Below are 22,648 nucleotides of genomic sequence, written 5' to 3' on the forward strand. Positions count from 1 at the left end.
TATGCGCCAGTCAGAGATTGATCCACCTGTCTTTTGATTGCGTGCCGGATCGCTTCAATACCGGCCCGCAGTGCGTTCCCGAAACAGCACGCCGCGAAATAAATGAACGCGGGTGCCGACGGCACCGCTGTTATCGCTGAAGCCGGACGTCACCGCTCCGGTGAGAGAATAAAATAGCACCCGTCCTCCGCCCGGTAGACCACCAGGGCAATATTCGCGTCCTCAGTCTCAATCTGAAGCCAGGTCGAATGCGACCCCGGGCAAACGGATACGAAGTCCGGTGAACTTTCAATGACCGCACGCATCTCGGGCGGAAGGGGCCGGAAGGCGGCCTCGCCGGGCGGTATCAGCTCACCGATACGGCGGGACCCGTCACTCGACGGCCATGTCCGCTATCTAGAATTTTCGCCTAGAAGCGGAAAGTCCGCTACCGGCCAATGTCAGCCATCGTCACGACGTGAATGTACCCGTTCGGTCGAAAACTGGATGTTCCGGATCAGCAGTATAGTTGGCGGACGGTTGGCTGCCGCGGCCCTCGCCAATGGCATGAGCCCTATGGCGGCGCGCGCCGTACGGCGAGGTAGGTGCGCGGACATCAATTGCTCTCCCCTGGTTCGTCGGTCGCCTCTGGTTGATCTTTTCGGCGTGAACGGACGGCTGTGATCAGAAGCCGGCAAAGGTGAAGCTCGCCTCCGCGCGCAGTCCGACCACCAGCGCATCGTCGATAGCCCGGTCGGCGGACGGCCGGCGTATGTAATGGATATTCGGCTGCAGCGAGAGCCAGCGATTGACAGGCGCTCGATAGGTCGCCTCGATCGCGATCTCCGTCGGAGCGGCACCCGTCACTTGCCTGTAGCTGTCCGACGTGAAGGCGGCCGCGATGGCGATGCCGAATTCGTCTTGTTCGCGGCCGGGAACCCCGCCGCTGAATTTGAGGCCGCCACTCGCAAAACGGTCAAACATATTGTAGCGGCCGCTGGCGGTGCCGAGCCGGACGAACCCGTCGACCTTGCAGCCTGATCGTTCGACGAGCGGGAGCTCGGCGCGGATATAGGTCCCGGCATTGCCGCCGCCCGCGCCGTTCCCGTCGTTGCGATCGAAGTCGGCGGTGTACCGCCAGTGGCCGAGAAGCAGCTTGCCGCCGTCAAGAGGCGCTTCGACCTCGCCGACGAGCAACGCGCCGTCGCCATAGCCGAGCCTGACGGTCGTGCGCGCCGGATGCGCGGGATCACCGGGAACCCCGTCCAGAACGGCAGCGCGAACCGTCCAGCCGTCGGCCGGGATTACGGCAAGCCGCGCAGCGAGCGAGGTCGATGGAAAGATCGAGGGGCCGTTCTGGCCGCTCTGCGCGAAGTCGGTGCCGATGCCGTGCGAGCTGCTGACGAACACGCCCGCCGCATCGAGCGCGTCAAATTCCGAATTGAGATCATAGAGACCGGCGCGAAGCGACACCTTGTCGCCGATCTTCTGATCGATCCACGCCTCGTAGAGCCGTAATGCGCGCGTGCGGGCTTCAATATTGCTGACCGCCTGCGTATCGCCGACGAGGTCGCTGATCGAATTGCCGTTGTTGTAGAGGCCATATACATGGACCTGCGCGCCGTTCCAGCCGACGAGCTTTTCCATATCGGCTTCGAATATGATGTCGAGATTGTCGAGATAACGCGTCCCGCGCCGCACGCCGCCCGATGCATTGCCGATCATCTCGGCGGTATAGGTGGCCTGCAAAAGCAGAGGCCCGTGGGTTTCGTCGATCTCCCCCGGCGCGTGGGTATGGGCGTGCGGTAAATGGCCGTGCGGCAGTGGCAAGATCACCTCGTCGCCAGCGGCTGCGAGTATCAGGGCGGAAAGCAGCGTCAAAAGCTGATCATGAAGGCGAGGCGGATGCGGTCGAGCCAATCCGACGGCTGCAAGACGCCGGCATAGGCCGCATCGAGCGGGCGATAGTGATACCAGAGCAGGTCGAGCTGTAGGTTTGTCGCCGGGACATAGGAGAGCCCGAGACCGTGGAGACGGTAGTTGGTCGCGAGGTCGATATTGTCGTGGCTGAACGCGGCGAGCACCGAATCCACTTCGACTTCCGAATAATTATAGGCCAGACGCCAATCGCCCGTCTTGGATGTCCGGCCCGCGGCAAGTTCGAGGTTGAAGGCCGTGTCCCCCGAAACCGCGGCGCCGAAATTGTGGACATAATCCGCCGTGAAATTGATGGGCCAGCGCTCTGACAATCCGGTCCAACCAAAGGTTCCGATGCCTTCGACAAGATGGAAGTCGGACAGATAGCGGCCGCCGGACAGGAGGTTGCCGCGGAAATCGCCGACATCCGCGCCCGCGACCGAGCCGAGACGATAATGATAATAGCTGCCGGTGAGGCCTGCCTTGAAGTCCGAGGCCAGTGGGACCGAAAGCGCCAGCTGGCCGCCCAGCATGTCGCTGTCGCGGGCCGCGGCTGCCTCGTCGATGACGAAATAGAGCGCGCGCGCATCGAGTTTCGCACCGCCGAGCTTCGCGCCATAGGCGAGCGCGGCGCCCTGCGGCGACACGTCGCCATCCCACAGCATATCGGTGCGCTGGAATATCTGCGGAAACTTGCCAGCATAGGCGGTAAATCCGCCGTCCGAATAGCGAATCCAAGCCTGATCGAGCGAAACGGCGAAATCATCGACGAAGCTGCCCAGCGTGACATCGGTCGAATTCGGATCGTCTGGGTCCCCCGTGGCGATCTGCGTACCGACCGTGAATTTGTCGTTTACCGCATAGCTGGCGCGCAGACGGGCGCGGACAGCCGAGCGCGACCGATCGCGTGCCGAGCCGTAGTTCCACTCCTGCCGGACACGCATGTCGCCGCTGACATCGAGGCCGGGGATGCCGAAGGCGAGTGTCCGTGCCGGGGCTGAAGCGGCTGGCGCCGTGGTGCCGGCGATCCGGGAGGCGGCTTGGCCGTCAGCCCGCGTGGGGGCGGCAATCGATGGACCCGGGGGCGTACCGATCGACGCCGAAGCCGGTGGGCCAGCTCCCTGAAGCAGCGACGCCTGTTCGGCGACCTTCGCCTCCAGCTGCTGGATACGCTCCTGCTGCTCGGCCAGGCGGCGTTCGAGCGCGCCGAGGCGGTCTTCCTGGGCATAAGCGGGCGCACTCGCAAGACTGAGCGCCGTCGCGGCGAGAAGGCGGAGGCGGAGATGCATTGTCATTGTCCTTTTGTTTGGCCTCTTGCGAGCGATCTGCCGGGCCCGAACCGCTGCAGTTTTCGCACGACGGCGCGGTCGTTGGATGCGGTTTGCCGGGCCGGTAAGCAAAGGAGCCAAGTAAAGGTAGATTGGTGCACCAAGCGCACCAGCGTCCTACTCGGCGCGTAAGCGACTGAGCCTGCTGATCCTCGGTGCGGGGTTGGCAAACGGCAATCTGACGGCACGGGTTAGCAACCTCTATGCCAAGGTCGACGGCGCGCATTCGCGGCGTGCCCCTCTCCATCCATGTCGGCGCACAACGGCAGCGTTGGTTAGCCGGTGACCACTGAACACCGGGTGTCTCGACCTTCGCACCCCGGGCGTGCGGCGGCATTCGGCATAACGACACATGAGCCCGTTCAAAGGTGGAGGAAACTACGCGGCCTAAAATCAAGAGGAATGACGACGTCGATGCCTCGCTGTGCGGCTCCACGACCGGGGGCCGGTCAGGCCCGCATGGTGCCCGATGAGCTGGTGTCTTTCAGAGGGCGCACCCGATGCGCCTTCGCCCCGAAAACCCGACCAAGGAGAGTTTAGTGCTCAAACATCTGTTATTCACGTCGGCGCCGGTTGCGCTTTTGCTCGGCGCTTGTAGTCCGGACGGACCCGCGGCGGTCAGTCCTGGCGGGCATCATGTCGTCGAGCGTATCGCGGGACCTGATGGTGGCTATGACTATCTCTCGGTCGATAGCCCCGCCAAAAAGCTGTTCGTTGCGCGCGAATATGGTGTGATGGCCGTTGCACTGGACAGCGGCGCGATCACCGAGCGGCTCATCGAAGCGAATGACGTTTCGGCCGTGCTTGTGCTGCCGAATACGGGATTGATGCTCAGCACCATCTATGGCGAAGACAAGGCGGTGATCTTCGACCGCGCGACCGGTGTGCGCCAGGGCGAGATCGCGACGGGCAAAAGCCCTGACGCGGCCGCGTTCGATCGAGCTAGCGGGCTTGTCTTCGTAATGAACGCCAAGAGCAATGACGCGACCGTCATCGATCCCGCCGCAAAAAAAATGGTTGCGACGATCGCGATGGGAGGGAAACCCGAAGCCGCCGTGTCGGACGGCGCGGGCCGCATGTTCGTCAATATTGAGGATACCGCAGAGATTGCGGTAATCGATGTCGCCCGGCGCACGGTCGTCGGCCGCTATAAACTGCCCGGCTGTGAAGAACCCACCGGTATTGCGCTTGACTCCGCCAGCGGCACGCTGATCTCGGCCTGCCACAACCGCATAGTGAAGCTGATCGATGCGAAGACCGGTGCCGATCGCGGCAGCGTGCCTGTGGGCGAGAATTCGGACGGCGCCATTTTCGATGCCGGGAGGCGGCTTGCCTATATCCCGAGCAAGGACGGCACCTTAACGATCTTTGGTCTCGACAAGGCGGCAAAGCCCCATGACATCGAAACCGTGAAGACCGCAGTTGGCGCCCGCACTGCTGCGCTCGATCCCGCGACAGGCCGCGTTTACCTTGCCGCCGCCCGATCGACCACCGACGCAAAGGGAGAGGAACAGCAGGTCCCCGGCTCGTTCCAGATTCTCGTGGTCGCGCCGAAATGATCCGCGCAGGATTTTTCGCGCTCGCGCTGCTCCCGACGTCGGCGCAGGCCGCGACCATCGTCGTCTGTCCCGAAAAAGCGACCGCCCGCGATTGCGCCTTCAAGGGCGACCGCGCTATCCAGGCGGCCGTGGACCGGGCAAAGGATGGCGATATCGTCCTGATCCGCGCCGGCACCTATCATTCGCGTGCCTATCGCGATCTGCCATCCAGAGAGATTGTGATCCGCGCTTTCGTGGCGATCGAAGGGAAGCGCATCACGCTGAAGGGTGAACCGGGGGCGATACTCGATGGTAGTATTGGACTGCCTGTCACCGGGATTGGCGTGAAGAACGCCGACGTCACGATCGATGGCCTCGATCTCACGGGGTTTCGCTATGACATCAAGGAAGACGATCTTTACGAAGGTCATGGCATCTTCGCGTTCGACAGCCGCGTCCGGATCGCCAACGTCACCATTCGCCAGTTTCAGAAAATGGGCCTTACCGGTCGCGGCAACACCATGCTCGACGTGACGGGGCTTTCGGTGCTCGACGGGCATGTTGGGAGCTGGCTCTATGAAGGCGCTTATATGCGTCTCGACGGCGCGATATTCCGCAACAATGAATCCGCGGCGCTCGCCGCCTACAACGACAGCGTGGCGCACCTGTCGCACATCGCGGTCGACCGCAGTGTCGACGATGCGATTTATGCCGAGGATGACGCCACGATCCATCTGACGCGCTCGCTGGTGATCGGGAGCAAGCCGATCGCGTTGAACGCCACCGGGCGGAGCCGGATCATTGCTTCGCATCTCGCGCTGCACGGCAATGCGGCAGACACCAGCGCAACCGGAGTGACGCTGGGGGAGGGCCTCGTCCGCGATGACCCGAGGGTCGATGCCGGATATCGCCCGCTCGCCGGATCGCCGATCGCCGGGAAAGGCCTCGGCCCTGCGGAGCGTGCGCGATGATGCGCCCCCTGTGCATCATCGCGCTCGCCGCCGCGCTGTTTTCGCAAACCGAAACGGCGCTGGCGGCGCAATATTGGACCAAGACCCGCATTGTCGGAGTCAGCGCGGTCACGCGCGATCCCGCTCATCCCGAATATCGCAACATCTTCTGGATCGGCGTCGCTGACGACGCATGGCTGCCCCCCAAATGCCGCGCGCTCCCCGGATTGATTTTTCCCGACAGCGAACAGGCGCTGGTCGCGCTGGCGATGCGCGCCTTCGAGCGCGGCGAGCCGGTGGTGGTCAAGGCCGATGATGGCGCGATGATCGGGCAATATTGCCGCCTGTTCCAGATCACCTTGCCCGCCGATCCCAGGCCCTGAGTCCCGCGGTCGATGGTGCGGTCTCCGCACCACTTGTGGTGGCTTTGTCGTCTGGTTCGCCAGCAACCGATCGCGATGATCCGGGCCATCAGGGTCGCGTTTTAGCCGGGCCGATCAATTCATAAGGAAATCCAATACCATGCTCCGCAATTTCGGCGATACCGCCACCCTTCAGGCGATCGATGCTGCCCATCACATCCATTCTTTCGCCGATCCCAAGGCGCTGGCGGAGAAGGGATCGCGCATCATCAAGCGCGGCGAGGGCTGCTATGTCTGGGACAATGACGGCAACCGGCTGCTCGACGGCATGGCCGGCCTGTGGTGCGTGGCGGTCGGCTATGGCCGGCAGGAGCTTGCCGACGTCGCGGCGCGCCAGATGACCGAGCTAGCCTTTTACAACAATCATTTCGGCACCTCGACGCCGCAGATGATCGAACTGGCGCACAAGATCGCCGAACTGACCCCTGAAGGGCTCGACCATATCCTGTTCGCCAATTCGGGTTCGGAAGCGAATGATACGGTGGTGCGCGTGGTGCGACGTTACTGGATGTTGCGCGGCCAGCCCACGAAACAGTCCTTCATCGGGCGTGAGCTTGGCTATCATGGCAGCACGCTTTGCGCGGTCAGCCTGGGGGGCATGTCGCACATGCACGGCATGGCGCCCGAAATCCTTCCGGGTTTCGAGCATATCATCCATCCGCACCATTATCTCCACGGCGGCGACCTGACGCCCGAGGCGTTCGGGTTGAAGGCGGCGCGCGCGCTCGAAGACAAGATTCTGGCTCTCGGCGCCGATAATGTGGCGGCCTTCATCGCTGAGCCGGTGCAGGGCGCCGGCGGTGTCATCGATCCGCCCTCTACCTATTGGCCCGAGATCCAGCGTATCTGCCGCAAATATGACGTCCTGCTGGTCGCCGATGAGGTGATCTGCGGCTTTGGGCGCACCGGCGAATGGTTCGGCTCGCAACTATACGATATCCAGCCCGACCTGATGCCGATGGCGAAGGGGCTGTCGTCGGGTTATGTGCCGATCGCGGCGGTGGCCGTCGGCAAGCGCGTCTTCGACGTGATCAACGAAGGCGGCCTGCTCGCCCATGGTTTCACCTATTCGGGTCATCCGGTTGCTTGCGCCGTCGCCAGCGCCAATATCGACATCATCGCCCGCGAAGGGCTGGTCGAGCGGGTTCGCGACGATATCGGGCCCTATCTCCACAATTCGCTGCGCCAGATGGCTGACGGACATCCGCTCGTCGGCGAGGTGCGCGGCGTCGGGTTGGTCGCCGCGCTCCAGCTGATGCGCGACAAGGGCAGCAAGACGCAGTTCGCCGCGAACGATGCGGCGGCGATCTTCTGCCGCGAGACCTTGTGGGATCATGGGCTCATCGCCCGCGCGGTGGGGCAGGCGATGGTCCTCAGCCCGCCGCTGGTGATCAGCCGTTTGGAAGTGGACGAGATGGTCGACAAGATGAAGCTGGGGCTCGACGCAACCGCGGCGGCGTTCGACGTGCAATAGTAAGGGAGGCGGCGCGTGGTGACGCTGCGGCACCATATACCGCATCTTTTGCATCGCCAGCGCCATCTCGCTTGCCATAATCTCGATATGCGGCAGACGCGATTGCGCTGACTGAAAACAAAAATGGGGGACGCTATGATGACGGGTTCGGTTTGGGCGACAATATTGACGGCGACCGCGCTGGCCAGCGGCGCGCTCATTCTTCAGCCCGCCTACGCGCAAAGCGCACCGGACATTCTGACGTCCCCCGCGGATGACGTCGCGCTGACGCTCAGCGAAGGCACATGGATGAGCGTCGATGTCAGCCCCGACGGCAAGACCATCATCTTCGACCTGCTCAACGACATCTATACGATGCCTGCCGGCGGTGGCGAGGCTAAGGCGATCCTGTCGGGGCCGGCCACCCAGCGCAGCCCGCAGTTCAACCCCGACGGACGCAAGATCCTCTATCTCAGCGACGAGACCGGCGCGGACAATATCTGGATCGCCGACCCGGACGGGCGAAATCCGCAGCAAGTGACGCGCGAAAATCTGGCGATGATCACCGGTCCGGCATGGGCGCCCGACGGCCGCTCGGTCGTCGCAACCAAGACGAGCGCGGTGGTCCACGAGATGCGGACTTCGGAACTTCGTCATTTCGAAATCGGCAGCACGGCCGAGCGTCAGCTCGTCGAACCACCTAAGAGCGGCAAGGATATGCAGGAGCCGCGCTATTCTCCCGACGGCCGATATCTCTATTATACCGAGCGCGTCGCCGGCACCCATTATGTCTACAACAACACCGCGCTCAGCAATTTCGTCGTGCGTCGCCGCGACATGCGGACGGGCGAGACGGTCGACCTGATCTCGGGCTTCGGAAGCGCCACGACGCCGCAGGTTTCGTCCGATGGCAAGGCGATCGCTTTCATCCGCCGCGTCGGCGCGCGCACGGTACTATTCCGATACGACGTCGCGACGCGCGCGCAGACCGCAATTTATCAGGATCTCGATCGCGATCTACAGGCTGACTATATCCCGCAGGAACATTATTATCCCGCGTTCGACTGGTTTCCCGACAACCGCCATGTGGCGATCTGGGCCAAGGGCAAGCTGGTCAAGGTCGACATGCAGAGCGGCACGGCGGCGGATATCCCGTTCCGCCTCACCGCGAACCACCGGGTTCATCGCGCCCTGCGCACAAAGCTCGACCTCGCCCCCGACCGGGTCGATGCAAAAATCATCCGCCAGATCGCGCCGTCGCCCGATGGCCGCGAGCTTGTCTTTCGCGCGCTCGGCAATTTGTGGCGGCAGGACGCGGCGGGAGAGGCGTCTCCGCGCCGTCTGAGTGATGGCACTGGCGCTCAGACCGATCCGGCATGGTCGGCCGACGGGCGTTGGATCGCCTATGTCGACTGGGATGATGAAAAGGGCAGCACGCTTCGCGTGCGCGGCGCGGCCGGAGGCAAGGAAAGGGTGATTGCGCGCAGCGGCGGCATCATCGGCCAACCCACTTTCTCGAATGACGGCAAACGCATCGCCTATCGCATCCTCGATCCCGATTCGCAGATGGGCGGCGCGCGCGATCCCGCCGGTCTGTACGTTGTGGGTGTTGACGGAAAAGACCCGCGCTATCTCGCCAAGGCCAGCGGCCTCGCACGCTTTTCTCCCGACGACCGGCGCGTCTATTTCATGGGACCGGCCGATTATGCCGCGGGCCGCGCGGTTATCCTGAGCAGCATTGCGACGGAGGGCGGTGCGACGCAGGATCATGCCTATGCCGAAACCGCCGATACCGGCGATTTCACCATCAGCCCCGATTTCAAATGGATCGCGTTCAAGGAGTTTCAGGAACTCAATGTGATGCCGTTCCCGGCCGGGAACGAAGCGGTGAAGATCACCGCCGAGAAGAACCCGGCGGCGCGCCGGCTGACGCGTTCGGGCGGGTATGAACTGGCATGGAGTGGCGATTCATCGCGCCTCTATTGGACATTGGGGCGCAACGTCTATGCCACCGCGCCCGATGCCGAAGGCGTCGTCGACACACCGCTGCGGACGGTCGCACTCAGCGCCCCCGCCGACATTCCCGCCGGCAGCATCGCCTTCACCAACGCGCGCATTCTGCCGATGACCGGCAACGACACGATCATCGAGGGCGGGACAGTGCTGGTCGAGGGCAACCGGATCAAGGCGGTCGGCCCGGCGGGCAGCGTCGCGATCCCGGCGTCGGCGAAAGTCTATGACTTGACCGGCAAGACGGTGATGCCCGGCCTGTTCGATGCGCATGGCCATATCGACTGCTGTTATGGGACCAGCGTGATGCCGCAAAAGCACGCTGTCCGCTATGCCGCGCTCGCCTATGGCGTCACGACCAACTTCGATCCCTATGCCAATGAACTGCCCAGTTACGAAACCGGAGAGATGACGATGGCCGGACTGATGGTCGGCCCGCGCTGGCTGACCACGGGCCATGTGATCTATGGCCGGTCTGGCAAGCCCGACCGCGTCTTCAACCGGATAGACAGCCTCGAGGATGCCCGCGCGATCACGCGGCGCAAGGCGGCGATCGGCGGCCAAATTCTCAAAAGCTATAAACTGACGACCCGGGCGCAGAAACAATGGCTGTTGCAGGCGGCGAACGAGAGCGGGCAGATGATCGATGCCGAGGGCGCAGGGCATTTCTATGATAATGTCAACGTCCTGCTCGACGGCTCATCGACCCTCGAGCATAATCTGCCGGTCGCCACTTACTATGACGATCTGCTCCAGCTGTTCAAAAAGGCGGACACGGCGAACACGCCGACGCTGATCGTCACCTTCGGCGAATTGTTCGGCGAAAATTACATCTACCAGACGCAGGAGCCTTGGAAGGAGTCCAAGGTCCGGAACTTCATTCCCGGCGTGAACAATGCCTATAACCCGATCATGGGGCCATCCGACGCGCCGCTCTATGTCCGCGGCATGCACACAATCCATCAGGCCGACGAGCTGTATGACGTCGGTTTCCGCTCGGTCAGCCGGTCGGTGAAACGGCTCGACGATGCCGGGGTTACCATCAACGTCGGGTCCCACGGCCAGTCGGCGGGGATTGCGATCCATTGGGAAATGCAGCTGCTTGCCGAAGGCGGGATGGCGCCGATGCGCATCCTGCGCGCGGCGACGATCAATGGCGCGAAAACCTGGGGCCTCGATCACCAGCTCGGCTCGATCGAGCCCGGCAAGCTCGCCGACCTGATCGTCCTCGATCGCGATCCGCTGGTCGATATCAAAAATGCAAACAGCGTGCGCTACACCATGGTCAACGGACGCCTTTATGATTCCGAGACGATGAACGAGATCGGCAACCGCGACAAACCACGCACCAGGTTTTTCTGGGAGCTGACCGACCAGCACGGCATCGACTGGAATCCCGCATGGGGGGAGGTCGGCCGTGACCGTTGACCGCCGCGGCGGCCTCGCCGCGCTCGCCCTGCTGCTCGTCGCCGGCTGCGCATCCTTGCCACAAAGCGTCCCGCACAGCATCGTGCCGCCTGAAATGGCGCCGATCGCCGGCGGCACCTTCGCGATGGGGACGATGGTCGATCGCGGCTATGGGCCGATCGACGGACCGACGCATGATGTGGAGGTCGCCTCCTTTTCGCTGGCGAGGCGCGAAGTGACGGTGGGCGAGTTTCGCGCCTTTGTGAAGGACACCGGCTATGTGTCGGCGGGCAAATGCAACGTCTATGACGAAAGCACCAGCTGGCACATCGACCCCGACCGCAATTGGGAGCGCCCGGGCTTCGCGCAGGGCGAAGATCATCCGGTATTGTGCGTCAGCTGGCGCGACACCCAGGCCTATATCGCCTGGCTGAACGGCAAGACCGGGCGCCAGTATCGCCTGCCGTCCGAAGCCGAGTGGGAATATGTCGCGATGCGCGCCGATTTGGGCGATGCGCGGGGCGGCGGGCGCGGCGTCACGCACGACGCCGCGAACATCGGCAAGGTCGAATGCTGCGGCGGCAAGACCGAGGGGCGCGATACATGGATCGAGACCGCGCCGGTGGGAAGCTTCCCCGCGGACAGGCTGGGTCTCTACGATATCCGCGGCAACGTCTGGGAATGGCAGGCTGATTGCTACCATCAGGATTATGTCGGCGCGCCTGTCGACGGATCGGCGCGGCAGAGCTGTCCGGACGGCGGATATCATGCGATCCGCGGCGGCTCCTATGGCGATGCCGGAGAATTTCTCGAGGAGCGTTTCCGGCTCCGCGGTCCGGCGGACGAGGCCTATTTCACCGTCGGTTTCCGATTGGCGCATCCGGCCGGCTGATCCGGGCGCCTGGTGCGCCTGCGACACCGGCTGAACGCTTTTTCTCAACTGGGGCCGGGGGATCGCGGACCTATCGTTCGGGGATCGGACGTTTCGGTCCGATCGGGGAGCTGGCCGATGAAATGCGCTTATCCATTCCGCCGCAATATCGTTCTGGCCGCGCTTCTTGTCGGGTCGGCGCTGGCCGCGCCCGCCTTTGCCAAGGACGCGGCCGCCCAGCCTCCGCTCGCCGAGCGATTGGGCTTCTGGTCGCCCAGCGAACAGGAGAGCGGCTATCGGGCGATGGAGACGGTCTTTCCGACGAATGTGATCAAGGCGGGCGGCCCGGTGCGCGCGCTTCCGGTCGCGCCGCAGGAAATGAAGATCGACTTCACCTACGAACATCGCCCCTACACCATCGATGATTTCGTCAAGACGAACCGCGTAGCGGGCGTGCTCGTCATTCAGGACGGGAAAATCGTCGCGGAGCGCTATGGACTGGGGCGCAAGCCTGCCGACCGCTGGACTTCTTTCTCGATCGCAAAATCGGTCACCTCGACGCTGGTCGGCGCCGCGCTGCGCGATGGCAAGATCCGGAATCTCGACGAGCCCATCGCGCGTTATGTGCCCGAGCTGAAGGGTGGCGCTTACGACGGTGTGACCATCCGGCAGGCGCTGGAGATGCGATCGGGTGTCGGCTGGAACGAGGATTATAACGATCCCGCGTCGGATTTCAGCCGTTATGCGACGCATATGGGCCCCGACTTCTACAAGCGGATGTCGGCGCAGCCGCGTGTCGCCGCACCGGGCACCCGATATTATTACTCGACCGCCGAATCCAATCTGATCGGCGCGGCGGTCATCAACGCGACGGGCAAATCGCTGTCGGCCTATTTTTCCGAGAAGATCTGGCGGCCGTTCGGCATGGAGGCCGATGCCGTGTGGATGACTTCGCCCGAAGGACTGGAGACCGGCGGCATCTGCTTCAGCGCGACGCTGCGCGACTATGGCCGGCTCGGCTTGTTCATGCTCGAAGGCGGGCGCGCGGCAGGCACACCGGTCCTGCCCGACGGCTGGATCGCAGATGCGACCGCACAGCATAGCGAAAAGGCGTTCGGCGATATCGGCTATGGCTATCAATGGTGGGTCGGCCCCGGTGACAGCTACCGCGGCCTCGGGATCATGGGGCAGGCGCTGTTCGTCGACCCCAAACGCAAGCTGATCGTCGTCATCCAGAGCGCATGGCCCAAGGCGGGCGGCCCCGAACGATATGCCTTGCAATGGGCCTTCATTCAGGCGGCGGTCGACGCTGCCGACCGTACCGCGCCGGCGGGGCGCTGACATGGCGACCGGGACGGGGGTGAGCAAACGGATCGGCACCCTCGACGCGGTGCGCGGCGTGGCGGTGATGGGCATATTGCTCATGAATGTCGTCGACCTCGCGATGCCAGGCTACGCCTATTATTTTCCGACCTATTATGGGGGTGCGGACGGGCCGAATTTCGTCGCCTGGGCGGCAAACTATATTCTGTTCGACGGCAAGATGCGCGGGCTGTTCACGATGATGTTCGGGGCGAGCACGGTCCTGATCGCCGAGCGCGCCCTGCGCGCGGGCGAAAGCCCGGTGCGTGTCACCTTCGCGCGGATGTTCTGGTTGTTTGTCTTCGGCATGATCCATTGCTGGCTGATCTGGTACGGCGACATTCTTGTTCTCTACAGCGTCTGCGGGATGATCGCGCTGCTCGCATGGCGTTGGCCGGTGCGCCGCCTGTTCATCGCCGGGGCGGCGTTGCTTCTTTTGAAACTGGCACTGGGCGTAGCGACCTATGTCTCGTTCGACCATGCCCAGCGTGCGGCTGCCGCACCCAATGCTTCGGCCGAAACGCGGGCCGAATGGGCCGAGTGGCAGGCGGAGGTCGCACTGCCGTCGGTCCATTCGCAGCTCGACGGCTATCGCGGCAGCTATGCCGATGCGCTGGAGACGCGCGCGCCGGGCGCGATCCATATTCTCACCCGGGCGCATCCGCTGGCGATCCCCGATACGCTGGCGCTCATAGCGATCGGCATGGCGCTGTTCCGGCTGGGCTTCTTCTCGGGCGCCTGGTCTAAGCGCGCCTATGGACGGGTCGTCTTCTGGAGCTTCCTCGTCTGCGTCCCGTTCTATCTTCCGCTGGTGGCGTGGAATGTGGCGTCGGGCTACGCGCCGATCACGCTGAACCTGACCGAGGCCATCCATCTGACCTTCCTGCGGCCGCCGCTGTCGGCCGCCTATGCGGCGATCGTCATCCTGTTCATGAAGGCGGCGCGCGACGGCTGGCTGGCCGAGCGGCTCGTTGCGGCGGGCCGGATGGCCTTTTCCAACTATCTCGGCACCAGCATCCTCTGCACGCTGTTCTTCAACGGCTACGGCCTTGGCTGGTACGGCTATCTCGAGCGCTGGCAGTGCTACATCGTCGTCCTCGCCGTCTGGGCGATCATCCTGCTCTGGTCGAAACCCTGGCTCGACCATTTTCATTACGGCCCGCTCGAATGGGTGTGGCGCTCGCTCGCGCGCGGCGAGCGTCCGCCTTTCGTCAAACAGGAGCAAAATATATGTCCATGATCGACAAGCGCCTCGGCTTTTGCCTGCTGGCCCTGACGACCCTTGCGGCGGCGAGTCCCGCCGATGATTTCGTCGCGACCCCTGCGGAAGCCGAGCGGCTAGAGCTGATGTCGCGTCCCGAAGCCTGGTTCGTCGCCAATCTGGAAGGGCCGCGCGAGGTGGTCGACGGGCAGCACCTCGATCCCAAGTTGCAATATCATTTTGAGGCGCGGCGCCGCCGTCCGCCCGAACAGGTGGCAAAGGGGCTCGCGATGTTCCACTCGGCCGAGCAGCGCCCGGTGGCGCGCGCGGCGCTCGCGCGCGACTGGGCGCTGCTGACCAAGGTGACCGCGCCCATGCGCAAGGTGGAGGACGGCGCGATCGACGGGCGCGGGGGCCCGATCCCGATCCGCATCTATACGCCCATCGTCGATGAGCCCGGTCCCTTGCCGATGCTCCTCTACTTTCACGGCGGCGGCTGGATCTACAGCGGTATCGAGGCGACCGACCGCAGCGCGCGCCTGATCGCGAACGAGGCGCGGGCGATTGTGGTTTCGGTCGATTACCGGCTGGCGCCCGAGCATAAATGGCCGGCCGCCAACGACGATGGCGAAGATGCCTTTCTGTGGGCACGCGCCAATGCCGCCGCGCTCGGTTCGGACCCCGCGATGATCGGCGTCGGCGGCGACAGCGCGGGCGGCAATATCTCGCTTGCGATCTCGCGGCGACAGCTTGCGGCGGGCAAGCCTGCGCCGCTCTATCAATTGCTCTACTACACCTCGACCGATTTCGAACCGCGCTACCGCTCCTTTGCGCTGTTCGGAAAGGGATACGGTCTCGATATCGCCTTTCGTGACTTCATGATTCCGCTCGCGTTCGGCGATGCCGCCACCGCGGCGCGCGCGGCGGAAGAGCTCCAGGCCGGCGATATGAAGGGGATGCCCGCGACGATCGTCGTCACCGCAGGGTTCGACATCCTGCGCGATCCGGCGCAGGCGCTGGCACGGCAACTGGAGCGCGACGGGGTGGCGGTGACCTATCTCAACTATCCCACGCTCGCGCACGGATTTTTGCAGTTTTCGGGCGTGGTCGAGGACGCCGACCGCGCGGCGACCGACAGCGCGCGGCTGTTCGGCACCGCGATCCGCAGCCGCGCGGTGCTGATCGACGAGGCGGCGGCGGCGCCCTAGCGCTCCGGCGTCAGGGCGGCCCTTCGAGCAAGGTCTGCTGTATCCGGGCGACCTTCCAGCCATCGGCTTCCTTGACCAGGCTATAGTTGATCAGGATCTTGAACTGGCGTTCGGCGCTTTTGATGTAGCGCATGGGCGCGGTCAGCGTCGCCAGCGGGTCGCCGACCAGCGCATGGCCGATGGGGCCGGGCTCGATGCTCCAGCCTGCCTCGGCGAACCATTCGCGGTGCCATTGCAGGATATTGTCGCGGCCGGTGATCGTGTCGCCCCAATAATAGACGATCTGCGGTTCGACGCTGCGTGCCAGCGCCGTATCGAGCGCGGCAACGTCGCGCTTGCGCATCGCATCGAGCAGCGCGGTCAGCGGCTGCCCGACCTCGGCGGACACGCTGGTCGCAACCGGCGGGGCTTCGGCGGCCATGCCGGTGCCAGGCGAAAGCGCGAACAACAGTGCGGCGGCGTATCGAATCGTCATGGACTATTCTCCCGTATTTGCCCGCTTCCGATCCGGCACCAGGCCGGAGCGAACCGGCGATTCCCTCACATCATGTGGATCGATTTGGACACCATGAAAGCCTTCAGACCTTCGGGCCCGTCTTCCAGCCCGTGGCCCGATTCCTTGACGCCGCCGAACGGCGCGTCGCCCGTCGACAGGCCGACGGTGTTCACCCCGACCATGCCCGATTCAATGCCGTCCGACGCGCGCATCGCGGTGCCAAGGTTGCGGGTGAACACATAGGCGGCGAGGCCGAAGGGCAGGCGGTTGGCCAGCTCGATCGCCTCGTCGATCGTCGTGAAGGGGCGTAGCATGGCGACCGGGCCGAAGGGCTCCTCGTTCATGATCCGCGCCTCTTCGGGAACATCGACCAGTACGGTGGGCTGGTGAAAATAGCCCTTGCCGTCGATGGCTTCGCCGCCGTGGAGCGTCCGTGCGCCCCGGCGGACGGCATCGTTGATCAGCCCGCCGACGGCTTCGGGACGGCGGCCATTGGCCAGCGGTCCCATGACGGTGCCGGTGTCGAGCGGGTTGCCGACTATGATCGTCTCCGCCGTCCTTTGGGCAAAGGCCTTGGCAAAGCGGTCGTAAATGCCCTGCTGGACATAGAAGCGCGTCGGCGACACGCAGACTTGCCCCGAATTGCGGAATTTCCCGGGCACGAGCAACGCCAGCGCCTTGCCGATGTCGGCGTCGTCAAAGATCAGCACAGGGGCGTGACCGCCCAACTCCATCGTCGTGCGCTTCATGCCGTCGGCGCAGAGTTTCATCAGATGCTTGCCGACCGGTCCCGACCCGGTGAAGCTGACCTTGCGGATCACCGGCGAGGCGATGAGATGGCGGCTGATCAGGTCGGGATCGCCGAACACCAGCTGGCTGGCATCGACGGGCAGGCCGGCCTCAAACAAGGCTTGCTGGATCAGGATGGCCGACGCCGGGGTTTCTTCGGCGGGCTTGGAAATGATCGAACAACCGGCTGCGAGCGCGGGCGCGATCTTTCGCGCGACGTTGAAGAAGGGAAAGTTCCACGGCGCAAAACCGACCGATGGGCCGACGGGCTCATAAGTCACGGTCGCGCGTTGCCCCGACGGGCGAACGAGGACGCGGCCGTAGGATCGTTTCGCTTCCTCGGCATGGATATCGAAAAAGCGGATCCCCGCCGCCGCTTCGCCGCGCGCCTGAGCGATTGGCTTTCCCTGCTCGATCGCAATCGCCGTCGCGATCTGGTCGATCCGGGTGCGCAATATGTCGGCCGCCTTGTGGAGGATCGCGGCGCGATCGTCGACATGGACGCTACGCCAGGTGCGAAAGCCGCGATCCGCCGCCTCGAGCGCGCGATCGAGGTCGTCGGCGGTCACCTCGGGCAATTCGCCGATCACATCGCCGGTCGCCGGGTTGACGACGGGGCGGAGGCTTCGGTTGCCGGCGGGCAGCCATTCGCCGTCGATCGAGGATGTCAGCAGGGGGGAGTAGGATGTCGTCATCGGAAGGAACCTGTCGCTGGTGGGGGATCAAACACGGTTGCCGGCGATTCTAGGGCGGCCATCGCCGTCCCCCAGTCGCGTTCAGCAATGGCGCTGGTGCATTCAGCGCACCAGCTCGCCGATTCTTTGCACTTATGTTTCCGGCGATTTGTTGCGAAAGCTTCGCACCAGATACCCAAATGTCGGAAGGTGAGCAGAATGAGAGAAATTCGCGCGCAGGTCACAAGCGCCGCACTGGCGGCCGTGTTGGCCCTCAATGCGCCCTTCATGGGCATGGCATGGGCTGCCGACACCCCGCCCGCCGCTCCCGAAAGCCAGGCGGACCTTCCGATGACGCTCAACGATGGCGCGGGAACGAAGGATGCGCTGGGTTTCGACTGGCCGATGCTGTCGATCGGCACCGGGCAATATGAGGACGGGCCGACCGGGCTGACCGTGATCCGGTTCAAGGAGCGCGTTCACGCCGCGATCGACACCCGCGGCGGCGGGCCGGGGACGGTCAATTCGGACTATCTGCGTCTCGGCTACGAGTTTCCGGAACTCGATGCGATCGTGCTGTCGGGCGGGTCCTGGTACGGGCTTGAAGCCGTTACCGCGGTGAACACCGCGTTGAAGGACGACGGAACGCGCAGCGGCCATTGGGACAATGTCGGGCTGGTCGAAGGGTCGATCATCTATGATTTCGGCGGACGCCGGCTGAACGAGATTTATCCCGACAAAAGGCTGGCGCAGGCAGCCTTGCGCGCGGCGAAGCCCGGCTGGTTCCCGGTCGGTGCCTATGGCGCCGGACGCTCGGCGGTGTCGGGCGGAATTTTCGGCTGCAACGCCCGCTCGGGGCAGGGCGCGGCGTTCCGGCAGATCGGCGACGTCAAGATCGCCGTGTTCACCGTCGTCAACGCGCTGGGGGTCGTTGTCGGCCGCGATGGCAAGGTCGTGTCGTGCCACAAGGGATCGCGCTGGCCCGCCGATCTAACCGCCAGCTATCTGATGGGCAATGCGCCGGCCAGCCTCCAGCCGGGCTGGAATGGCGATGAGGGAACCGGGCCCGATCGCAAGAATACGACGATCAGCCTGGTCGTAACCAACCGCAAAATGTCCAAGGCCGAACTGAACCGACTGGCGGTACAGGTTCACACCTCGATGGCGCGCGCGATCCAGCCCTTTGCCACCGAGCTCGACGGCGATGTTCTTTATGCAGTTTCGACCGCCGAAGTGGACAAGGGGCCGGGCGAATTCCTGCCCTCGGCTGAAATCGGGGTCGCGGCATCGGAATTGATGTGGGACGCGGTGCTCGCCGCGGCTGCGCCCGCGCGGCAACTGCCGTCGGTCAAGCGTGCGAAACCGTTGACCGCTGCGGCCGCGGCCAAATTCACCGGCGACTATCGCTTCAGCCCGCTCGCCAGCCTCAAAATCTGGTTCGAGGGCGGTGCGCTGAAGGCGTCGGCCACGGGCGAGCGCGACATATTCGCGATCAAGCGTGACGCGCCGAGCGAACTGCTCTTCGTGTCGGACAACAGCTATCTGGTCCCCGGACGCTATCCTCTCGTGGTACAGTTTCGCGATGGCGAGGTGATCTTGAACCCCGGCCGCTGGCAGCAAGTGGGCCGCAGGAACTGACGCAGCTCCGGCTGGCGCCGGTGGTGCCATTCGCGCACCAGTTGGTTTGGTAAACGCGCCTCTCGTTCGCGCATGCAAGATGCTCGGATGCGATGCCGAACGTCCGGTTTCGGGCGCCGCGCAATGGACGGGAAATCCGTGTGGGAAACAGGGCAATGAAAAACCATCTTCTGATATGGGCGATCCTCGGTCTCGGCGCCTGTTCGGCTGACTCCGCAAATATGGCGCAAGCCGACGGGGCAAAGGATTGCGCCGACTGTCCGCCGATGGCGGAAATTGCCGGTGGCGATTTCGAAATGGGTGAGACGGTCGACTATGGCTATGGCCCGATGGACGGACCGCGGCATGACGTCACCGTCCCGTCCTTCGCACTGGCGAAATATGAGGTGACACGCGCCGAATATGGCCGCTTCGTCAAGGAAAGCGGCTATGTTCCCGAACGCAAATGCAACATCTACAAGGAAGATGCCAAATGGTTCATCGACCCCGACCGGGCATGGGATGCGCCGGGTTTTGCGCAGAAGGATGATGAGCCCGTCGTTTGCATCAGTTGGAACGACACCCAAGCCTATATCGGCTGGCTGAACAAGAAGACGGGGCAAAATTACCGCCTGCCGTCCGAGGCCGAATGGGAATATGTCGCATCGCGGGGCGGATTGGGGGCGTCGGGAACGATCACCCATGATGTGGCCAATATCGGCAAGGAGAAATGCTGCGGCGGCCTGGCGTCGGGCAAGGATCGCTGGGTCTATTCCGCGCCCGTGGGGAGCTTTCCGGCCGACCGTTTCGGATTGCACGACATTCGCGGCAATGTCTGGGAATGGCAGGCCGATTGCTATCACAATGATTATGCGGGCGCGCCGGTCGATGGCTTACCGCGGACAACGGGCTGCGGCTCGCCGGGTCACCGTGCGGTGCGCGGCGGTTCCTACGGCGATGCGGCCGAATATATGTTGCCGACCTCTCGGCTGCCGGGGCCGCGCGACGAAGGATATTTCACTGTCGGCTTTCGTTTGGCCAGCAATGGCGCGGCACGGCCCGGGCCGGCGCGGTGACATTCGGGCACCACGACTTCGCGATTTCGCATCATGGCGTGCCGCCGTCTTCGGATAGCTTGCCAGCAACAGATTTAACAGGTTCTGGGAGGGCCATATGAAAACGTCTTTTTACACAAGCTCCGCCGTCGCGTTGCTCGCCGCCACTTTGGCTCAGCCGGCCTTTGCGCAGGCAGCCGACGGCAGCAATGACAGCGAGTTGATCGTCGTCACCGCGCAGAAACGCGAGCAAAGGCTCGTCGATGTGCCGATGGCGATTTCGGTGCTCGGTGGCGAGGAGCTGGCGGAAAAGGGCGTGGCCAGCGTTCAGGACCTGTCCTTTTCGGTTCCCGGCCTGACCATGCGCGAAGATGGCCCCGGCAGCTATACGATCTTCATGCGCGGGCTGGCTAACCAGTCGGGTTCGGGGGCGCTGGTCGGGCAGTATCTGGACGAGGCGCCGCTTTCGCTGGGCGGCTTTATCCAGCTCAGTCCCGTCGCGCTCGATCTGGAGCGGATCGAGGTGCTCAAGGGGCCGCAGGGGACGCTCTATGGTCAGGGCGCGGCGGCGGGCGTCATCCGCTACATCACGAACAAGCCCGACCTCGATGCCTTTTCCGCTGCCGTGACCGGCGAGGTCTATGACGTCGATCAGGGCGAGGTAGGATACAAGACCTCGGCGGTCGTCAACGTTCCGATCGCGACCGGCAAGGCGGCGCTGCGCATCGCGGCGCTTTACGAAGATGGCGGCGGCTGGGTCGACCAGCCCGAGGCGGGGATCAAGGACGGTAATGGCACCGAATTGCTCAATGTCCGCGCGCAACTGCTGTTGCAGCCGAGCGACCGCTTTTCGGCCAAGGCCATGGTCCAGATTCACCGCGCCGAAACCCAGCTCGGACTGGGCTTTGAGGAGGCCGACCGGACGGTCGATATCGCGATCGACCCGGCAACGGTCCTCATCCCCAAGAAGTTCGATTTCACCAGCTATAATCTCGAACTCAACTATGATCTCGGTTTCGCCCAGCTGGTGAGCGCGACGACCTACACCGATTTCGACGAGCAATATCCCTTCACCTACATCCCGCGCCCGGGCAATTTCTCCTATGGTTTTGTCGAGGGCAATGACGACCGTTATGGCAGCGCCAGCCAGTTCAGCCAGGAACTGCGTCTGTCGTCGGGGTCGGGTCCGTTCCAATGGACCGTTGGCGGCTATTATGCGGTGGGCAAGAATGATCTGCTTGCAAATTACGACTATGCGTTCGCGGCGGATGGCGATCTGTATGAGGGCGGCGGGATCGTCGTCGAAGATCAATATTATTTCTCGAAATCGCGGACTGAAAACTACTCGATCTTTGCCGATATTTCCTATGACCTGACCGACCGCCTGACCGTCGGCGGCGGCATTCGCTATTTCCACGACAAGCAGCGCGATCTCACCGAAACATTGCCCGATACCGGTGTGACCAATCGAGGCACGTTTGAATCGACCGATCCCCGCGTCGTCGTCAGCTACCGCGTCGCCGAAAATGCGCGTGTTTACGCGAGCTATGGGCAAGGCTTCCGCAGCGGCGGTTTCAATCAGGCGCCCTTCGGTTCCTATGGCCCTGAAAATGTCGAAACCTATGAAATCGGCAGCAAGGGCAGCTTTGCCGGCGGCCTTTTCCAATATGAGGTTGCCGCGTTCCTCACCAACTACACCGACATGATCCGGCGCCGGCTCGTCAATGTGAACGGGCAGTTCCTGTCCGAATCGAGCAATATCGGCAAGGTCCGGGTCAAGGGACTGGAATTCGGCGTGCAGGTGCGCCCGGCATCGGGGCTGACCTTCGGCGTCAACGCCGCCTATCTCGACAGCAAGATCGTTGACACCGATCCCGGCGATCAGGTGAATATCGTCGGCGATCTGACCGACTACACGCCCAAGCTCAGCTATTCGGCCAGCGCCAATTATGATTTTGCGGTGTCGGACACTATCGACGGCTTTGCCCGGGTCGATTTCAACTTCCGCGACAAGGTGAGCTACACTGATCGGTCGAGCTTCATGGCGAGCGTCCTTCCGCAGGAATCGGACACGCTGTCGTTGCTCAACGCGCGTATGGGGCTCGATTTCGGCCGCTTCAGCGCGGAGGTCTATGGCTCCAACCTGCTCAACGTCAATCGTGCGATCGACCCCTATCAGGGCTGGGCCAACTCCAACCGCACCCGTCCGCGGGTGATCGGGATGAAGGTCGGGGCCAAATTCTGATCCCAATGTAAACAACAGGCTTTCCCCAGGACATGGACGCCGCATTCTTCACGGGATGCGGCGTTTCCTGTTGGGGGGAGCGGGCGTCCTATGCCAGCAGCGGTGGATGGGCTCACAGCAAAAAGC

At 63.6% G+C, this 22,648-nt stretch carries 16 protein-coding genes; 12 read left to right on the forward strand and 4 right to left on the reverse strand.

Annotation, left to right across the window (positions count from 1 at the left end; genetic code table 11):
* Positions 1–663: 663 nt before the first annotated feature.
* Both ACSYDV_RS06755 and ACSYDV_RS06760 read right to left on the reverse strand, forming a co-directional pair.
* Positions 664–1,860, reverse strand: coding sequence for a carbohydrate porin (locus ACSYDV_RS06755; RefSeq protein ID WP_438323020.1), 1,197 nt, complete (start codon positions 1,858–1,860; stop codon positions 664–666).
* Complete coding sequence (locus tag ACSYDV_RS06760; RefSeq protein WP_438323021.1) at positions 1,857–3,185, reverse strand: putative porin; 1,329 nt, start codon at positions 3,183–3,185, stop codon at positions 1,857–1,859. The genes ACSYDV_RS06755 and ACSYDV_RS06760 overlap by 4 nt, the downstream gene beginning before the upstream one ends.
* A gap of 578 nt (positions 3,186–3,763) precedes the next feature.
* On the opposite strand from ACSYDV_RS06760, the gene ACSYDV_RS06765 reads away from it, so the two are divergent.
* The 9 genes from ACSYDV_RS06765 (at position 3,764) to ACSYDV_RS06805 (ending at position 15,646) form a co-directional block, all read left to right on the forward strand.
* The gene (locus ACSYDV_RS06765) at positions 3,764–4,783 is read left to right on the forward strand and encodes a YncE family protein (RefSeq protein ID WP_438323022.1); all 1,020 of its coding nucleotides are present in this window, start codon (positions 3,764–3,766) and stop codon (positions 4,781–4,783) included.
* A complete protein-coding gene (locus ACSYDV_RS06770) occupies positions 4,780–5,733 on the forward strand; it encodes a right-handed parallel beta-helix repeat-containing protein (protein WP_438323023.1) in 954 nt (317 codons plus the stop codon). Before ACSYDV_RS06765 ends, ACSYDV_RS06770 begins: the two co-directional genes overlap by 4 nt.
* On the forward strand, positions 5,730–6,095 hold the full coding sequence (locus tag ACSYDV_RS06775; RefSeq protein WP_438323024.1) for a hypothetical protein: 366 nt from the start codon (positions 5,730–5,732) through the stop codon (positions 6,093–6,095). The genes ACSYDV_RS06770 and ACSYDV_RS06775 overlap by 4 nt, the downstream gene beginning before the upstream one ends.
* A 139-nt stretch (positions 6,096–6,234) precedes the next feature.
* Entirely contained in the window at positions 6,235–7,608 is a 1,374-nt protein-coding gene (locus ACSYDV_RS06780; protein ID WP_438323025.1) for an aspartate aminotransferase family protein, read from the forward strand.
* A 138-nt stretch (positions 7,609–7,746) separates the two neighbouring features.
* Positions 7,747–11,025 carry an amidohydrolase family protein gene (locus ACSYDV_RS06785; RefSeq protein ID WP_438323026.1) on the forward strand — a complete coding sequence of 1,093 codons (3,279 nt, stop codon included), beginning with the start codon at positions 7,747–7,749 and terminating at the stop codon, positions 11,023–11,025.
* Entirely contained in the window at positions 11,015–11,896 is an 882-nt protein-coding gene (locus ACSYDV_RS06790) for a formylglycine-generating enzyme family protein (RefSeq protein WP_438323027.1), read from the forward strand. Before ACSYDV_RS06785 ends, ACSYDV_RS06790 begins: the two co-directional genes overlap by 11 nt.
* A gap of 117 nt (positions 11,897–12,013) precedes the next feature.
* Entirely contained in the window at positions 12,014–13,216 is a 1,203-nt protein-coding gene (locus tag ACSYDV_RS06795) for a serine hydrolase domain-containing protein (protein ID WP_438323028.1), read from the forward strand.
* 1 nt (position 13,217) lies between these two features.
* Positions 13,218–14,477, forward strand: coding sequence for a DUF418 domain-containing protein (locus tag ACSYDV_RS06800; protein WP_438323029.1), 1,260 nt, complete (start codon positions 13,218–13,220; stop codon positions 14,475–14,477).
* Positions 14,468–15,646: an alpha/beta hydrolase gene (locus ACSYDV_RS06805; protein WP_438323030.1), complete on the forward strand. Its 1,179-nt coding sequence runs from the start codon at positions 14,468–14,470 to the stop codon at positions 15,644–15,646. The genes ACSYDV_RS06800 and ACSYDV_RS06805 overlap by 10 nt, the downstream gene beginning before the upstream one ends.
* 10 nt (positions 15,647–15,656) lie before the next feature.
* On the opposite strand, the gene ACSYDV_RS06810 is transcribed toward ACSYDV_RS06805, so the two are convergent.
* Positions 15,657–16,121 carry a nuclear transport factor 2 family protein gene (locus tag ACSYDV_RS06810; RefSeq protein ID WP_438323031.1) on the reverse strand — a complete coding sequence of 155 codons (465 nt, stop codon included), beginning with the start codon at positions 16,119–16,121 and terminating at the stop codon, positions 15,657–15,659.
* Positions 16,122–16,186: 65 nt separating this feature from the next.
* Positions 16,187–17,626 carry an NAD-dependent succinate-semialdehyde dehydrogenase gene (locus ACSYDV_RS06815; RefSeq protein ID WP_438323032.1) on the reverse strand — a complete coding sequence of 480 codons (1,440 nt, stop codon included), beginning with the start codon at positions 17,624–17,626 and terminating at the stop codon, positions 16,187–16,189.
* A 198-nt stretch (positions 17,627–17,824) separates the two neighbouring features.
* Between ACSYDV_RS06815 and ACSYDV_RS06820 the strand changes: the two genes are divergently transcribed.
* From ACSYDV_RS06820 to ACSYDV_RS06830, 3 genes are all read left to right on the forward strand, one after another.
* Positions 17,825–19,243 (forward strand): P1 family peptidase, encoded by a 1,419-nt coding sequence (locus tag ACSYDV_RS06820; protein ID WP_438323033.1) that lies wholly within the window; start codon positions 17,825–17,827, stop codon positions 19,241–19,243.
* A gap of 155 nt (positions 19,244–19,398) precedes the next feature.
* Positions 19,399–20,298: a formylglycine-generating enzyme family protein gene (locus ACSYDV_RS06825; protein WP_438323034.1), complete on the forward strand. Its 900-nt coding sequence runs from the start codon at positions 19,399–19,401 to the stop codon at positions 20,296–20,298.
* A 97-nt stretch (positions 20,299–20,395) separates the two neighbouring features.
* Positions 20,396–22,522, forward strand: a complete 2,127-nt coding sequence (locus tag ACSYDV_RS06830; protein ID WP_438323035.1) for a TonB-dependent receptor — start codon at positions 20,396–20,398, stop codon at positions 22,520–22,522.
* The last annotated feature ends 126 nt before the right edge of the window (positions 22,523–22,648 follow it).

It is taken from the genome of Sphingopyxis selenitireducens, assembly GCF_051550705.1.
Classification (GTDB): domain Bacteria; phylum Pseudomonadota; class Alphaproteobacteria; order Sphingomonadales; family Sphingomonadaceae; genus Sphingopyxis.

Bases quoted from the DNA above. Each gene is read 5' to 3' on its own strand.
- ACSYDV_RS06760 (WP_438323021.1), bottom strand. From the start codon at position 3,185: ATGCATCTCCGCCTCCGCCTTCTCGCCGCGACGGCGCTCAGTCTTGCG.
- ACSYDV_RS06775 (WP_438323024.1), top strand. From the start codon at position 5,730: ATGATGCGCCCCCTGTGCATCATCGCGCTCGCCGCCGCGCTGTTTTCG.
- ACSYDV_RS06820 (WP_438323033.1), top strand. From the start codon at position 17,825: ATGAGAGAAATTCGCGCGCAGGTCACAAGCGCCGCACTGGCGGCCGTG.
- ACSYDV_RS06815 (WP_438323032.1), bottom strand. From the start codon at position 17,626: ATGACGACATCCTACTCCCCCCTGCTGACATCCTCGATCGACGGCGAA.
- ACSYDV_RS06795 (WP_438323028.1), top strand. From the start codon at position 12,014: ATGAAATGCGCTTATCCATTCCGCCGCAATATCGTTCTGGCCGCGCTT.
- ACSYDV_RS06785 (WP_438323026.1), top strand. From the start codon at position 7,747: ATGACGGGTTCGGTTTGGGCGACAATATTGACGGCGACCGCGCTGGCC.
- ACSYDV_RS06830 (WP_438323035.1), top strand. From the start codon at position 20,396: ATGAAAACGTCTTTTTACACAAGCTCCGCCGTCGCGTTGCTCGCCGCC.
- ACSYDV_RS06825 (WP_438323034.1), top strand. From the start codon at position 19,399: ATGAAAAACCATCTTCTGATATGGGCGATCCTCGGTCTCGGCGCCTGT.
- ACSYDV_RS06810 (WP_438323031.1), bottom strand. From the start codon at position 16,121: ATGACGATTCGATACGCCGCCGCACTGTTGTTCGCGCTTTCGCCTGGC.
- ACSYDV_RS06800 (WP_438323029.1), top strand. From the start codon at position 13,218: ATGGCGACCGGGACGGGGGTGAGCAAACGGATCGGCACCCTCGACGCG.
- ACSYDV_RS06805 (WP_438323030.1), top strand. From the start codon at position 14,468: ATGTCCATGATCGACAAGCGCCTCGGCTTTTGCCTGCTGGCCCTGACG.
- ACSYDV_RS06770 (WP_438323023.1), top strand. From the start codon at position 4,780: ATGATCCGCGCAGGATTTTTCGCGCTCGCGCTGCTCCCGACGTCGGCG.
- ACSYDV_RS06780 (WP_438323025.1), top strand. From the start codon at position 6,235: ATGCTCCGCAATTTCGGCGATACCGCCACCCTTCAGGCGATCGATGCT.